The 14,323-nt window shown below is 65.3% G+C and carries 13 protein-coding genes; 6 read left to right on the forward strand and 7 right to left on the reverse strand.

From position 1 onward, the window contains the following. Positions 1-8 precede the first annotated feature (8 nt). The 5 genes from BM244_RS17760 to BM244_RS17780 all read left to right on the forward strand — a co-directional run bounded on the left by BM244_RS17760 (position 9) and on the right by BM244_RS17780 (position 5,730). Complete coding sequence (locus BM244_RS17760; RefSeq protein WP_093400252.1) at positions 9-893, forward strand: HpcH/HpaI aldolase/citrate lyase family protein; 885 nt, start codon at positions 9-11, stop codon at positions 891-893. After that, a complete protein-coding gene (locus tag BM244_RS17765; RefSeq protein ID WP_175518274.1) occupies positions 890-2,140 on the forward strand; it encodes an acetyl-CoA hydrolase/transferase family protein in 1,251 nt (416 codons plus the stop codon). Before BM244_RS17760 ends, BM244_RS17765 begins: the two co-directional genes overlap by 4 nt. A gap of 154 nt (positions 2,141-2,294) precedes the next feature. Further along, entirely contained in the window at positions 2,295-3,062 is a 768-nt protein-coding gene (locus BM244_RS17770) for an enoyl-CoA hydratase/isomerase family protein (RefSeq protein WP_093400396.1), read from the forward strand. A gap of 59 nt (positions 3,063-3,121) precedes the next feature. Beyond that, positions 3,122-4,480, forward strand: coding sequence for an aromatic ring-hydroxylating oxygenase subunit alpha (locus tag BM244_RS17775; protein WP_093400253.1), 1,359 nt, complete (start codon positions 3,122-3,124; stop codon positions 4,478-4,480). Next, entirely contained in the window at positions 4,477-5,730 is a 1,254-nt protein-coding gene (locus BM244_RS17780; protein WP_254784540.1) for an MFS transporter, read from the forward strand. Before BM244_RS17775 ends, BM244_RS17780 begins: the two co-directional genes overlap by 4 nt. Before the next feature lie 487 nt (positions 5,731-6,217). Here the strand turns inward: BM244_RS17780 and BM244_RS17785 are convergent, their stop codons facing one another. From BM244_RS17785 to BM244_RS17805, 5 genes are all read right to left on the reverse strand, one after another. Then, positions 6,218-6,427, reverse strand: a complete 210-nt coding sequence (locus BM244_RS17785; RefSeq protein WP_093400254.1) for a hypothetical protein — start codon at positions 6,425-6,427, stop codon at positions 6,218-6,220. A 107-nt stretch (positions 6,428-6,534) separates the two neighbouring features. Further along, on the reverse strand, positions 6,535-7,392 hold the full coding sequence (locus BM244_RS17790; protein WP_093400255.1) for a TauD/TfdA dioxygenase family protein: 858 nt from the start codon (positions 7,390-7,392) through the stop codon (positions 6,535-6,537). Positions 7,393-7,435: 43 nt separating this feature from the next. Continuing rightward, positions 7,436-8,032, reverse strand: coding sequence for a TetR/AcrR family transcriptional regulator (locus BM244_RS17795; RefSeq protein ID WP_093400398.1), 597 nt, complete (start codon positions 8,030-8,032; stop codon positions 7,436-7,438). 98 nt (positions 8,033-8,130) lie between these two features. Next, on the reverse strand, positions 8,131-8,883 hold the full coding sequence (locus BM244_RS17800; RefSeq protein WP_093400256.1) for an SDR family NAD(P)-dependent oxidoreductase: 753 nt from the start codon (positions 8,881-8,883) through the stop codon (positions 8,131-8,133). 109 nt (positions 8,884-8,992) lie between these two features. Then, the gene (locus tag BM244_RS17805; protein ID WP_093400257.1) at positions 8,993-9,769 is read right to left on the reverse strand and encodes an SDR family NAD(P)-dependent oxidoreductase; all 777 of its coding nucleotides are present in this window, start codon (positions 9,767-9,769) and stop codon (positions 8,993-8,995) included. 228 nt (positions 9,770-9,997) lie between these two features. On the opposite strand from BM244_RS17805, the gene BM244_RS17810 reads away from it, so the two are divergent. Next, positions 9,998-10,930 carry an SDR family NAD(P)-dependent oxidoreductase gene (locus BM244_RS17810; protein WP_093400258.1) on the forward strand — a complete coding sequence of 311 codons (933 nt, stop codon included), beginning with the start codon at positions 9,998-10,000 and terminating at the stop codon, positions 10,928-10,930. Between the two features lie 201 nt (positions 10,931-11,131). Here the strand turns inward: BM244_RS17810 and BM244_RS17815 are convergent, their stop codons facing one another. Both BM244_RS17815 and BM244_RS17820 read right to left on the reverse strand, forming a co-directional pair. Continuing rightward, positions 11,132-12,772, reverse strand: a complete 1,641-nt coding sequence (locus BM244_RS17815; RefSeq protein WP_217649155.1) for an AMP-binding protein — start codon at positions 12,770-12,772, stop codon at positions 11,132-11,134. A gap of 80 nt (positions 12,773-12,852) precedes the next feature. Next, entirely contained in the window at positions 12,853-14,322 is a 1,470-nt protein-coding gene (locus tag BM244_RS17820) for a class I adenylate-forming enzyme family protein (protein WP_093400400.1), read from the reverse strand. Between the last annotated feature and the right edge of the window lies 1 nt (position 14,323).

Here is a 14,323-nt window from a genome sequence, read left to right on the forward strand (position 1 = left end):
GGATACGAATGTCCGACGCACCGCCGCTCAAGATGCGCTCATGGCTGTTCGCGCCGGGTGATAGCGAGCGCAAGATGACCAAGGCGGTCGAGGGCAGCGCGGATATCGTCCTGCTCGATCTCGAAGATGCCGTCGCGACCGAAAACAAGCCGCTCGCGCGCCGGATCGTGCATGATTTCGTGAAGGACAACCCCGCGCGTGTTCGCATCTGGGTGCGCGTGAACCCGCTCGATGGACCGTATACGCTGACCGATCTCGCGGCGGTCATGCCTGCGCACCCTGGCGGGATCATGCTGCCCAAGGTTTACGGCCGGCAGGATGTCGATCGGCTCGACCATTATCTCTCCGCGTTCGAGGCGGCGAACGGGATCGATGTCGGGTCGACGCCGGTGATCGTGCTGGTGACGGAGACCGCCGAGGCGATGTTCCACACCGGCGACTATAAGGGCGCGCCGCGCGTGGTTGCCTTGACGTGGGGGGCGGAGGATCTGGCGGATTCGATCGGCGCGAGTTCGAACCGCAATCCCGATGGCAGCTACGGCTCTACCTATGAGCTCGCACGGTCGATGTGCTTGCTGGGCGCGGCGACCGCGGGCGTGACCGCGATCGAGACGATCCAGGGCGATTTCCGCGATCTCGACACGCTGAAGACGCGCGCCGAGAAAGTTCGCCGCGACGGCTATCGGGGGATGCTGGCGATCCATCCGGCGCAGGTCGACGTGATCAACGCCGCCTTCACGCCGACCGAGGACGAGATCGCCGACGCGCAGGCGATCGTCGACATCTTCGCGGCGAACCCCGGTGTCGGCGCGATCGGCTACAAGGGCGGGATGCTCGATCGGCCGTATCTGTCGCGTGCGGAACATCTGCTCAGGCAGGTCGGTCGCGCGTGACAATCGATCTCTCCCGGTATCTACGTCGCGGCGACCGCATCGTCTTCGGGCAGGCGTGCGGCGAGCCGACGACTCTCGTCGAGGCGCTGATCGCACAGGGCGCCGGCATAGGCGATCTGTCGGCGTTCATTGCGACGAGTTTCTCCGGGCTGTTCACGCCCGAGACGGCGGACGCCTTCGCGCTGTCGAGCATGGGAGCGATCGGTGAACTCAGGAGCATGACCAAGGCGGGCAAGCTCCAGGTGATTCCCGTCCATGTCAGTCAGGTCGGGCCGCTGATCGCAGCGGGCGTGATCGGCTGCGACGTCGCGATGATCCAGGTCAGCCCGGCGGACGCCGACGGCAATCACAGCTGTGGGCTGATCAGCGATTACGTCCGTGCCGCGGTCGACAAGGCGCGCGTCGTGATCGCCGAGGTCAACGACCGGGTGCCGTACAGTCCCGGCGAAACGATTCCCGCGTCGGCGATCGACGTTGTCGTGCATGTTTCGCGTGCGCCAGTGGAGGTCGCCGGCGGCAAGGTCACGGAAACCGACGAGGCGATCGCGCGTGCCTGCGCGGCCTATATCGGCGACGGCGCGGTGATCCAGACGGGCGTCGGCGCGGTGCCCGATGCGATCCTGCGGCTGCTCGGCGATCGCAAGGATCTGGGGGTGCATTCGGGGATGCTCGGCGACGGGCTGGTCGAACTAGTCGAGGCCGGAGTCATCACCAATGCGCGGAAGGAGATCGACGCGGGCGTGTCGATCAACGGCGCGCTGATCGGCACGCGGCGGCTGTACGACTGGGCGCATCGCAACGCGGCGATCCGGATGACGCCGACTGGCTACACGCACGATGCGGCGGTACTCAGACGCCTGTCGCGTCTGGTCACGATCAATTCGGCATTGGAGGTCGATTTGACGGGGCAGGTCAATGCCGAACAATCGGGCTCGGCCTATATGGGCGGCACCGGCGGCCAGGTCGATTTCGTCCGCGCCGGTGCCCGATCACCCGGGGGCCGCTCGATCATCGCGCTCTCGTCCAGCGCGAAGGGCGGCACGCTCAGCAAGATCGTGGCCACTCTGTCGGGCCCGGTGACAACTGCGCGTAGCGATGTCGACGTGATCGTCACTGAATATGGCGCCGCCGAACTGAAAGGCCAGACGCTCGCCGAACGCACTCGCCGCCTGATCGCAATCGCCCATCCCGACTTCCGAGAAGGCCTGTCGCAAGCGGCGTACGCTATCCAGCAGCGGGGATTTTAAGCGATGTTCACGCGGAGATGGTGCACTTGCGGCGCAGCCATGATGTCGCTCTATCGTCAAATATGAGGGACAGTCTGTTATGTTCGAGACGCCTTCGGCGAGCGGAACGTACTCCGCGTCTCCGCGTGAACCCATTCATTTCTCGGAGCCGATTATGACCGACGCCGTCCTGTTCGAAGCGCGCGCCGATGGCATCGCGATCATCAAGCTTAACCGGCCAGATCAACGCAATGCGCTCGGCAAGGACATCCGCGACGGGCTGTTCGCGGCGTGGGATCGGTTCGAGCGCGACCCCTCGCTTCGTGTCGCGATCCTTACCGGCTCGGGCGAGAAAGCGTTCTGCGCGGGCGGCGACCTGAAGGAGATGGTCGAGCGCGGGCTCCAGGTGCCGCCGCGCGACATGTTCCCCGTCCCCGGCGATAATATCGAGGTGTCGAAGCCGACCATCGCCGCGGTCAACGGCGTTGCGTTCGCCGGGGGCTGGATGATTGCGCAGGCGTGTGACCTGTGCGTCGCCAGCACGGCGGCTCGGTTCGCGATCACCGAGGTCAAGGTCGGCCGCAGTTCGCCCTGGGCTGCGCCGCTGATCCATATGATCCCACAGCGGATCATGATGGAGATCATTCTCACAGGAAAACCGATCACCGCGCAGCGCGCCTATGAGATCGGGCTCGTCAACCGCGTCGCCGAACCCGAGGAGCTGATGGCCAAGGCGCTCGAACTGGCCGGAGAAATCCTCGACGGCGCGCCGCTGTCGGTTAAGGCAGGGCGCGACACGGTGATGCTCGCGACCGAAATGGGACGCGCGGCGGCGTTGCAGGCGGCACGCGCGGCGTCGGAGTCGACGTATCGGAGCGAGGACGCGCAGGAGGGGCCGCGAGCGTTTGCGGAAAAACGCACGCCCGACTGGAAATCGCGGTAGCGATACGGGTTGCGCGATGACCTTGTTATAGTGCGCCTTTAAGATAGCGAGGGCGCGCGATGAACGAGATGACCAGGATCGTCGAGACCGCGGACGATCTTCTCGCGCCGGTGACCGTGCCGGTGGATGCTTATGTGTCGAAGGACTATTCGGTCGCCGAGCAGGACCGCCTGTGGCGTCGTACCTGGCTCCAGGCCGGTCGCCTCGAGGATATCGCCGAGGTCGGCAACTTCATCACCTACGATATCCGCGGCGACGGCATCATCATCGTCCGCACCAGCGAAACCGAACTCCGCGCCTATCACAATGTTTGCCCGCATCGTGGTCGCCGCCTTGTCGACGTGCCTGCAGGCCAGCATAACGCGCGCGGCAAGGCGGCGAACTTCATCTGCGGCTATCACGCATGGACCTTCAATCTCCAGGGGCGCTGCACCTATATCCAGCATCAGGACGACTGGCAGGGCGCGCTGACCGAGGAACGGACCAGCCTCGGCAAGGTGCAGGTCGACACCTGGGGTGGCTGGATCTGGATCAACTTCGATTCGACCGCGGCGCCGCTCGCCGAGTTCCTCGATCCGGTGCCGGCAATGCTCGATCCGTACGGGTTGCAGAACATGCGCCCGCGGTGGCGCAAGTGGATCGTGTTCGACTGCAACTGGAAGGTCGCGATGGAGGCCTTCGCCGAGACCTACCACGTGTTCAGCACGCACCCCGAATTCAACGATTTCGGCCAGTTCCGCGGCTGGGCGCACAACCACGGGCTGCATACCAACATCGGTTATGAAGCCCCCAAGGGCATGGAGGAGGATTCGGGCAAGCTCCGCGTCGGCACCGGCGATGCGCGCGTGACGACCGCCGAACTGCAGAACTTCACCTGGGCCAACGCCAATACGAATACCACGCGGACGCTGGTCGAGGCGGCCAACCGCCTGATCGATGAACTTCCCGAGGATACCCCTGCGATGGACGTCTCGCGTCACTGGATCCAGTCGGCACGTGCCACGGATGCGGCGCGCGGCGTCATTTGGCCCACCGTGGAACCGTCGCATACGGCGAAGGCAGGAACCGCCTGGCAGGTATTCCCGAACTTCCAGATCGGTCAGGCGGTCAACAACATGCTCTGCTACAGCGCCAAGCCGTTTGGCGACGACCCCGACAAGTGCATCTTCGAAGCGGCGGTGTACGAACTGTACCCGGAGGGCGAGGCGCCCGAGACGAATTGGGAATATACCGCAGCGGAGGATTGGCCGCCCGTGCTCCAGCAGGATTTCGCCAACATGGCGGCGGTCCAGCAGGGCATGAAGAATATCGGTTTCCGGGGAACGCAGCCTAATCCGTACATGGAGCGGTCGGTGGCGAGCCTGCATTACAATCTGGCGAAGTTCATGGGGGTCGGCGCGCCGCGATCGACGTCGTGAGCGGGGGCCGGGAGACCCTTTCGGCACCTACCATCAGCGCGTCGGCGGAGTGGCGCGCGCATCCGATGCTGCCGATCGCCGCTGCGCTCGGCTATGCAACCAGCGTCATCCATATCTACGGGCTCGGGCCGTACATCGCACCGATCGCCGAGACGTTCGGCTGGTCGCGCACGCAGGTGACGGTCGGGCTGACGTTGTCGACGCTGGTGCAGGCTGTGTTCGCGCTGCCGATCGGACTCCTGGTCGATCGCTATGGTCCGCGGCGGTTCGGGCTCATCGGTATGCTGCTTACCTGCGGTGCGTTCGCGTTGCTCGGTACGGCCAGTGGCACGGCATCGAACTGGTATGGCCTGTGGAGCATCATCGCGCTCGCGACGTTGCCGGTCCAGGCGACGGTCTGGACCAGCGCGGTGGCAACGCGGTTCGAGGCGTCGCGTGGACTGGCGTTCGCGATCACGCTGTGCGGCGCGTCGGTTGCCGTCGCAGTCTTCCCGTTGCTCGGGACCTGGCTGATCGCGCGATATGGCTGGCAAACCGCGGTCGCGATCCAAAGCGGGGTCTGGGCGGCAATCGCGTTCCCGGTGATATTCCTGTTCTTCCGCGGCGCGCACGATGCGTCGCGCGGCGTAGCGGCTACCAGGAAAGCCGACCGCCGAGTGCTTGACGGAGTCACGCTGGGGGAGGGCCTGCGATCCAGCATCTACCTCCGGTTGCTGATCGCCAGCCTGTTGTTCACCTTCACGATCATTGCGCTGGTGGTGCATTTCGTGCCGATCCTCACCGATCGCGGCGCGACCCCGCTCGGGGCGGCGGGAATCGTCTCGCTGGTCGGGCTATTCTCGATCGTCGGACGACTGGCGACGGGCCTGCTGCTCGATCGCTTCCGCGCATCCTATGTCGGTGCGGTCGTGTTCATGCTGCCGGTGATCGGATGCCTGTTGCTGCTCACGGTCGGCAGCACGGTGGCAGGCCAGATGGTCGCCGCGGCGTTCGTCGGGCTGACCCTGGGCGCAGAGGTGGACGTCATCGTCTATCTGACGACGCGGCATTTCGGGTTGAAGAGCTTCGGCGGACTTTATGGAGGGTTGCTGACTGCGTTATCGATCGGCACCGCCACCGGACCGCTCGGGGCGGCGGCGGTCTTCGACCGGTACGGTAGCTATGCGCCGTTCCTCTGGCTGACGATCGCATTCATGATCGCGAGCAGCGTCGCATTGTTGAGCCTGCCTGCGCCAAAGAGCGCTGCATAATCGGGCGTAACGGGGCGTAACACCCCCTGTGCTAAGGTTGGGGCCCGCAAGGAAAGACCTAAACAATCGCCAGAATGCGTCGGTGGCATCCGTCCTCGACTGGACTTCCGCGTCCGCCGGGGGCGGCGCCTCGGATGATTTCTTTAAAGCCGGACGATATTCGTCCGCCAAGCTTTGCCCGACAACACGCGAAAAATGCTTCGCTCCGGCAAGGAGGCGACATCAGGTTACCGCTGTTTCGTTTAGTCGCCCTCGGTCACCTTACAGCACTTGCCAGCGGGCGAAGGCCGAGAGACCGACCTACAGTCGTGCGAAGCATGACGTAATGCAATTGGCACCGGCGGGTCGGGAGGAGTTCATCGAACCGAACCCGCAACCCGGCCTAATCAGTTTCACTCGGTCTTCGACGCACACGTTCAGCGTGCGCCAAACATCACAGCCCTATCACTCCGCGCGCGCTCGTCAGAATTTCGGTTGATCCGTTGCTTCAGACACCGAGCGTGGGATCCACCGCGTCGGGCGAACGATCAGGCCACGCCTGCTTGATGGTTGCGACGATGGCGTCTTCGGCCTCGGCGCGATTGTGGTAGATCGGTTGAGAATTGGCGATCATCGCGCCATCGGGGCCAAACGCTTCGGCCATGACCATGCCGCTTTTTGCGTCGTCGACCAGTTCAATGCGAAACCGCCCCATCATGCGTCTCCCTCTTATCGTGTAGAACGAAAACGGCCCCCGCCGCCCGTGTATCCACGGAAAGGGCGGAGGCCGCGCACATCATGCTGGCGATATTGTTCGAGCGGTTATTATTCGAACGGCTCTTCGCCCTGCAACTTGGTGCGATGCATCATCCGGCCGCAGGTCGCGTCATAGGGCTCGGCGCGGTGCATCGTGCCGGTGTTGTCCCAGATCACGAGATCGCCCGCGGTCCACTCGTGGCTGTGCGTGAACTCTTCGCCGGTCGCCCATTCGCGCAGGCCGTGCAGCGTGCGCTGGCTCTCCTTGGGCGACATACCGACGACGTTGATCGCGGTATTGCCGAGGACAAGCGACTTGCGGCCCGACTGGTGCGTCCACACCAATGGCAGTTCCTGCTCGCCGATGCCCTGCATGATATCGAGCATCTTCATGCTCGGCTCTGGGCTGTAATAGAATAACGACGCCCAGGCACCGTGGTTGACGCGAAGGTCGGCGATCTCCGCCTTACGCTCCTCGGGCAGCGCCTCATAGGCGGCATAGGTATTCGCGAAGCCGGTGTTGCCGGTACCCTTTGGCGAAGGTTTCTTGCACGACAGCAACGAGGCGAGGATCGGCACCTTGTTCATCGTACCGTCGATATGCCAGTAGAGCGAGCCGCGCAGGAACGCCGCGCTCTGCGGGTTTTCCTTCTCGTCGAGCGTGATCTTGTGGATCACTTCCTCTTCGCCGTCGCGGACTTCGGACGCGAACGTCCCCATCGTCTTGGTGAAGGCGATCTGCTCCTGATCGGTGAAATTGATCTGCGGGAAGATGAGGATGCCGCGCTCCTGCAGCAATTCCTTCAGCTCCGGCCCGAGCTGGCCGTCCAGCAGTTCTTCCTTGGTGTTCAGGATGCGCGTGCCGATCGACGGCTTGATCTCTTCGCTGACGATGCTCAACGGACGGTCCAGTGCAGCAGTGGCCATGTCGGTTCCTCTCCAAATGTTGCTGAACACGTGTTCAGCACTTTTAATCGATCGCGTCAAGCCTTGCGGGCAGGAGTCGGTCGAGCCAGGCTTCGACAAAGGCGCGCGCGTCGGCGTGGCCGGACGTGATGCCCAGTTCGCTTTCCATCGCCAGCGCACGGCCGATGCCTGCGAGCACGAAGCTGAAGCCCATCGGCGTCGCGCCGTCGGTTCCGAGTCGTTCGCCGAGCAGCCGTTCGATCATCGCGGCCTGGCGCCGACGCATCGCGTCGCTGTGCGCCACGATCTCCGCGCCGATCGCCTTGCGGTGATTGGCGAGCGCGACGAATTCGAGCGCGAGCGCATTGCGGCTGGTATCCGCGAAAAATTGCCAAAGCGCTCGGAGCGGGTCGTCGCCGGTTAGCGCACGCTCGATCATCGCGTCGCTCTGCGCAGCACCGCGCTTGAACACCGCGAGGAAAACATCGTCCGTCGTCGGGAAATAATAATGAACCAGCGAGGGTTTCAGTCCCGCCTGCGTGGCGATCCGCCGGCTGCTGGCGGCGGCATAGCCCTCGTCGCGGATTACCTGTTCGGCGGCGTCGAGAATCAGGGCGTAGGTTTCGGAGGTATCGGGGCCGATCCGGCGTTTCGTGGTCATCGCCCGACCATAAGGGTCGAGCGGAGGCGTGCAAACCGGATCGGCGCGGACCGGGTCGAGCTGCGGCGCCCGCGCAAGCCCGATCTGTGGCATGACGGTCAGTGCGAGCCCATGTAGCGGCCGCCATTGGTGCTGATCGTCTGGCCAGTGATGTAGCTCGCCTCTTCCGATGCGAGATAGGCGCAGGCCGCCGCGATATCCTCGGGCTGTCCGATCCGTTTCATCGGCAACGTCTTGGCGAACGCATCGGCGTCGATCGGCGCGGCGCGGAGCATCGGCGTATCGATAAAGCCGGGCGGCACCATGTTGACGGTGATCCCGCTCGCGGCGAATTCGAGCGCGAGCGCCTTGGTCATGCCCATCAGGCCGCCCTTCGACGCGACGTAATGGCCCTGCGCGGGCGATCCGGTCTGCACCGACGAGGAGGTGATGTTGATGATCCGCCCCCAGCCGCCGGCCAGCATGTCGGGCACGACTTCCTTCATCAGCAGATAGGGGCCGCGCAGGTTGATGCGGATGACCTTGTCGAACAGGTCGTCATCGATGTCGAGGAACGGCGTGAACGGCGCGATCCCGGCGTTGTTGACCAGGATCGCGATCGGCCCGAGTTCGGCGCGGGTGCGGTCGGCGGCGGCCTTGATCGCCGCCTTGTCCGAACAATCCGCATCTATGGCGATCGCCGTACCGCCTGCGTCCTCGACCATCTTCGCGGTATCGGCGGCGCCGGCTGCATTGATGTCCCAGATGGCGACCTTGGCGGTATCCTCGGCGAGCCGGATGGCGATCGCGCGACCGATGCCCGAGCCTGCGCCCGTCACCACCGCGACCTTGCCGTTAAGGGACCTCGTCATCGCAATTCCTCTCCGCGGTCGTTCTGGACTTTGGGGGTGAAAGAGCACGCCGGCACCGACCGAGGCAAGCATTGGCCCGCCTCATCGCCCCGGCGAAATCCTGCCGATGCTACGATGGCTCGACCCAGTTCGTCCGGAGCGCGCGGTCGGACATGTACTTGGTCGTGGTCCAGCCGCCGTCGACGACGATCGTCTGGCCGTTGATGAACCCGGCACCTGGCGAGCAGAGGAACGCGATGGTGCTGGCAATGTCCGAGACTTCGCCGAGGCGCGGGAAGGGCGTCGTCTCGACGTTGACGCGCTTGAACATCTCGTCGTCGAACCGGTGGCGGACCATGTCGGTCATCGTCACGCCCGGTGCGACGCAATTGGAACGGATGCCGCGCGGTCCGTATTCGCAGGCCATATGCTCGGTAAGCGAGGTCAGGCCGCCCTTCGCGGCGGAGTATGCGCCGCCGCGTCGCCCGCCGATCACCGCATAGGTCGAGGTGACGTTCACGATGCCGCAGCCGTCGCCCATATGCCCGATCGCCTCGCGGCACAGCCGGAACGGCGCGCGCAGCATCACGTCGAGGAACCCGTCGAGCATCGCGTCGTCGGTTTCATGCAGCGGTTTGGGGCTGCCTGCACCGGCGTTGTTGATCAGGAAGTCGAGCCGGCCGAAGCGTTCGATCGCGAGGCCGACGATCCGATGCGGCGCGTCCTCGGCGGTCACGTCTACGGACAAAGTAGCGAGCCGATCGGGATCGCCGATGGTTGCCTCCAGCGTCGTCAGCTTGGCGAGGTCGCGGCCGATGCCGACGATCGCCATGCCAGCGTCGTACAGCATCTTCGCGGTGCCGAGCCCGATCCCGCTTCCTGCGCCGGTGACGATGGCTACCTGCATTGACGGTCCCTTTCGGTGATGTTTCTGGCGCTGCTGCCCAGGATGCGGGCAGCATCGGGCCATGGCTTGTCAATCCGGCGGCGGGATTCATCGCCGGGCCGGATTGTCGACGGTGCGTGCGGGCGGCGGTTTCTGGTCTTGCGGACGCATGATACCCGGCATCATGCCGATCGATACGCCGATGGATTTGGGGATCGATACGCAGACCGATGCCGAAGGGATTATCGCATGACTGAACTGAGATTCGATGACCGTGTCGTCGTCATTACCGGTGGCGGGCGCGGGCTCGGACGCGCGTACGCAGAACTGCTCGGTGCGCATGGCGCTAGGGTGGTGGTCAACGATCTCGGCGTCAGCATGGCGGGCGACGGCACGCGCGAGGATCCGGCAGGCGATGTCGTCGCGGCGATCGAGGCAGCCGGCGGGCAGGCAATCGCCAACCGCGATACGGTCGCGACCTCGGCCGGCGGCAGGGCGATCGTCGAACAGGCGCTCGACACCTATGGCCGGATCGACGTGCTGATCCACAACGCGGGCAACGTGCGCCGCGCGCCGCTTGCCGAGATGAGCGAGGAGGTCTTCCGCTCGGTGCTCGATGTCCATCTGGTCGGCGGCTTCAACGTCCTCCAGCCCGCGTTCGCGGCGATGTGCAAGGCTGGCTATGGGCGGATCGTGATGACCACCTCGATCGGTGGGCTCTATGGCAATCACGAAGTCGCCAATTACGCCGCGGCCAAGGCGGGGCTGATCGGACTGTCGCATACCGCCGCGATCGAAGGCGCGCCGCACAACGTCAAATCGAACTGCATCGCGCCCAGCGCGGTGACGCGGATGTCCGAAGGTATCGACGTCACGCAGTTCCCTCCGCTCGGGCCCGAATTCGTGGCGCCGGCGGTCGGTTGGCTCGCGCACGAGAGTTGCGGCATCTCGGGCGAGACGCTGGTCGCGCTTGGGGGGCGCATCGCCACCGCCTATCTTGCGGAAACCAAAGGCGCGTGGCAGTCGGCCTGGACGATGGCCGATGTCGGCGCGCGAGAGGCGGACATCGCGGATCGCTCGGACCCGTTCGTGTTCCCGGTGGTCCCGACCGAAGCCGAGGGGCCGCATGGCTTCCTGAAGCATCTGGGCGTGAGCTTCGAGATGGCGCGCAACGGCGGTTAGGTTTCGCGGTTTCCCTAGAGACTTGAGAATTTGAAATTGCGAGAGCACCGTTACCCCGGACTGGTTCCGGGGGCCACGGTTCCGCAAGGATAAGGCTGGAGGCTCAAACCGCTCTCCTCGCGGTGGAATGGACTCCGGAACCAGTCCGGGGTAACGGGGCGTTTGCGGGTTGGCAGGGTGCTTCGCGAACGACCGTGCCTGTCAGACGGCACACCCAGCCCGCTCGACCAACGTCGCGCGGATCTGTTGTTTCAGCACTTTGCCGGCGTCGTTGCGCGGTAGCGAATCCCACAGCGCGACCTCCTCGGGATATTTGAACCGCGCCACGCCGAAGCCTGCAAGGAACGTCGCGAGCGCCTCGACGTCGATGACCGCCAAATCTCGCGCCACGATGACCGCCACCGCACGTTCGCCGGTGCGCGCATGGGGCACGCCGACGATCGCGATCTCGGCGATCGCGGGATGCGCGGCGAGCAGGTCCTCGATTTCCTTCGGCGAGATGTTCTCGCCGTTGCGGATGATCAGGTCCTTAATTCGGCCGGTGACGACCAGATGGTCGCCGTCCACCAGCACGCCCTGGTCGCCGGTGCGGTAATAGCCGTCGTCATCGAACGCGCTCGCCTCGTCCTCGGCATGGACGTAGCCGACCAGCATCTGCGGTCCCTTCGCGCGGATCTCGCCGGTATCCGCGATCTTCAGCACGGCGATGCCGACGCGGCCATCGGTATCGGCGGCGTGGTCGATATCGTCACGGTCGATCACGCCGACGGTGGTCACCGGGACCTCCGTCGATCCATAGACGCGGCTTACCACGGCGTTCGCGAAATACCCGGCGGCGTCGCGGATCAGCGCGGCCGGCACCGATGCCCCGCCACAGATGAACAGCTTGAGATCGGGCAGGCGCGTGCCGGCCTTGCGCGCCGACGCCAACAGATGCTGAAGGAACGGCGTGGCGCCTGCCATGTGCGTGCAGCGTTCGCGCTCCATGATCTCGATCGCGGCATCGGGTTCCCAACTCTCCATCAGGATCGCGGTCGTGCCGAACAGCAACGGCGTCTCGAAGGCATAGATCGAGCCGCCGATATGGCTGATCGGGGAGGGGACGAGGAACCGGTCGCCGGGTTCGATCAACCAGTGCGCGCCGATCTGCCGGATCAGCGCGTTGATCGAGTTGTGCGTGTGCATCACGCCTTTCGGACGGCCGGTCGTCCCGCTCGTATACATGACCATCCGGACCTCGTCGGCACCCAGCGATGGCAACGCGGTATCGGGGCTGACCTCGAACAGGCCGTCATAGGCGGTGTGCGGTCCCGCTGCACCGCGCACCGCGACGATCTCCGGCGGCACCTCCAGCGCAGCGCCGACCCGCGCCAGCATCGCCACATAATCGTGCCCGCGGAACGTCGCGGGCACGAAGATCATGCGGCTGCCGATATCCGCCAGCATGAAGCGCAGGTCGTGATCACGCAACGACGGCAGGATCGGGTGCGCGACCATCCCCGCCAGCGCCGTCGCCATGTAGATCACCGCCGCTTCGTGCCAGTTGGGCAGCATGAACGAGACGACGCTGCCGGGGCCGAACCGCGACAGCATTGCGTGCGCAAGACGCGTTGCGCGATGATGGAGGTCGGCAGCGCTTAGTCGCGTGTCGCAATCGACTATCAGGATGCGGTCGGGCGCCGTTTCCGCCTCCTGGCGCAGGGCATCGCCGATCGTGTTGCTCCGCCACCAGCCATCGGCATAGGCGCGGTCGGCGCGCGCGGTATCCCAGCGGATGCGCCACCCCAGCGGCGTAACGCGCGTTTCGCCTGGTTCAGGTGCCCGCTGCGATGTGTCGGTCAAACCTTCAATCCCCCTCTGCCGGATTTATGCGGCGGCGGGGGAGCGGGGCAAGCGTCGCGGGCAATCGAGCGTCCGGGCGATCAAGCGGGATCGTCACCCGCGAACATCCGCTTCAGTGCGGGTCGGTCGATCTTGAACGACGGGTTCTTCGGCAGCGCATCGACGAACCGCCAATGGACCGGACAATGCGTCGCCGGCAGGTACTGGCGAATATACGCCTCGAGCGCGGCGATCGACGGCGCGGAACTGCCCGGTTTCACCGCGATCACTGCGCCAGGGACTTCGGTCACGCGCGGGTCCGGCACGCCGACCACCGCCGCGGTCGAGACCGAAGGATGCCGCAGCAGGACCGCCTCGATCGTCTCGGGCAGGATCTTGAAGCCGCCGCGCATGATCGCGCCGTCGGCCCTGCCGCGGTGGAACAGGAACTCGTCCGCATCGACGACCGCGATGTCCGAGGTGCGGATCCAGTCCGGTCCCATCCGCGGCGAGACGACCTCCAATATTCCTTCCACGCCCGGACCAAGAATCTCGCCGGTGTCGAAATGGCGCACCCGCAGCGCCACGCCGGGCATCGCGCGGCCTACGCTGCCGAACTTTGCGGGACCCCATTCGTCGTGAAGCTGCGGGGTCATCGCCGCTACGGGGCCACCGAACTCGGTCGCGCCATAGGACAGCAGAATCGGGATGCCATACCGCACTTCGAAACGGCGCTGCACGTCCGGGTCGAGCGGCGCTGCACCGGTGCTGAAGAATTTTAGCGAGGACAGGTCCGCGACCGGTATCTCCGCGTCAAGGATCATCGCGACCGCAGCGGGCGGCGCGCCTCCCGTGCTGGGCCGATAGCGAACGACGAAGGCGCGCCAAGCCTCCACCGAGAACCGGTCGAGCAGGACGATCCGCTTGCCGCGCAACAGCGAAGCGGCAATGCTGTAGACGCCTGAGATATTGCCGATCGGGAACGACATCAGGAAGGGCGGCTCGGCCGGATCGTCGATCAGCGACATGCCCTGGGCCAGGACGAACTGCGCGATCACCGCATGCGGGATCGCGAACGGCTTTGGCGGCCCCGTCGTTCCGCTGGTCAGGATCTCGACGCGGGGCGGCCCGTCGTCCGGTCGCGGTTCAGCCCGGTCGAAGCCGGTGACGAGCTGCGCGCTCATGCCCGACAGCGCGATGCCCGCCATGCTGCGGGAGGCCAGCACCGCGCGTACCTCGGGCGTGAAATCATCCTCCGCCATGACGACGACCGCCGACCCCGCCCGTTCGATCGCGGCGGCGATCGCGGGCGCGGACTGGAAGGCGTAGATCATCCGGACGCTGCGACCATCGACCAGCATCCCGAGGAAGGCGGCGAGCGCGGACGGACGATTACGCGGGACGAAGCTGACCGTCCGGACGCCGATCCCGAGCGCGGCGAGCAACGCCCGCATCTCGGCCGCCAACCTCTGGACCGCGCCCCAGTCATGCCAGATGCCGTCGAACTCTATTGCCGAACGGGACGGGTCGATCGTCAGCGTTTCGGCGCAGAGTTCGGTCAGCGGTCTCATC

The organism is Sphingomonas sp. OK281 (assembly GCF_900115295.1).
Classification (GTDB): Bacteria; Pseudomonadota; Alphaproteobacteria; order Sphingomonadales; family Sphingomonadaceae; genus Sphingomonas.

What these genes read in the sequence shown, in the direction of transcription:
- BM244_RS17760 (WP_093400252.1), top strand. Translation starts at nt 9, where the DNA reads ATGTCCGACGCACCGCCGCTCAAGATGCGCTCATGGCTGTTCGCGCCG.
- BM244_RS17770 (WP_093400396.1), top strand. Translation starts at nt 2,295, where the DNA reads ATGACCGACGCCGTCCTGTTCGAAGCGCGCGCCGATGGCATCGCGATC.
- BM244_RS17775 (WP_093400253.1), top strand. Translation starts at nt 3,122, where the DNA reads ATGAACGAGATGACCAGGATCGTCGAGACCGCGGACGATCTTCTCGCG.
- BM244_RS17785 (WP_093400254.1), bottom strand. Translation starts at nt 6,427, where the DNA reads ATGATGGGGCGGTTTCGCATTGAACTGGTCGACGACGCAAAAAGCGGC.
- BM244_RS17790 (WP_093400255.1), bottom strand. Translation starts at nt 7,392, where the DNA reads ATGGCCACTGCTGCACTGGACCGTCCGTTGAGCATCGTCAGCGAAGAG.
- BM244_RS17795 (WP_093400398.1), bottom strand. Translation starts at nt 8,032, where the DNA reads ATGACCACGAAACGCCGGATCGGCCCCGATACCTCCGAAACCTACGCC.
- BM244_RS17800 (WP_093400256.1), bottom strand. Translation starts at nt 8,883, where the DNA reads ATGACGAGGTCCCTTAACGGCAAGGTCGCGGTGGTGACGGGCGCAGGC.
- BM244_RS17805 (WP_093400257.1), bottom strand. Translation starts at nt 9,769, where the DNA reads ATGCAGGTAGCCATCGTCACCGGCGCAGGAAGCGGGATCGGGCTCGGC.
- BM244_RS17810 (WP_093400258.1), top strand. Translation starts at nt 9,998, where the DNA reads ATGACTGAACTGAGATTCGATGACCGTGTCGTCGTCATTACCGGTGGC.
- BM244_RS17820 (WP_093400400.1), bottom strand. Translation starts at nt 14,322, where the DNA reads ATGAGACCGCTGACCGAACTCTGCGCCGAAACGCTGACGATCGACCCG.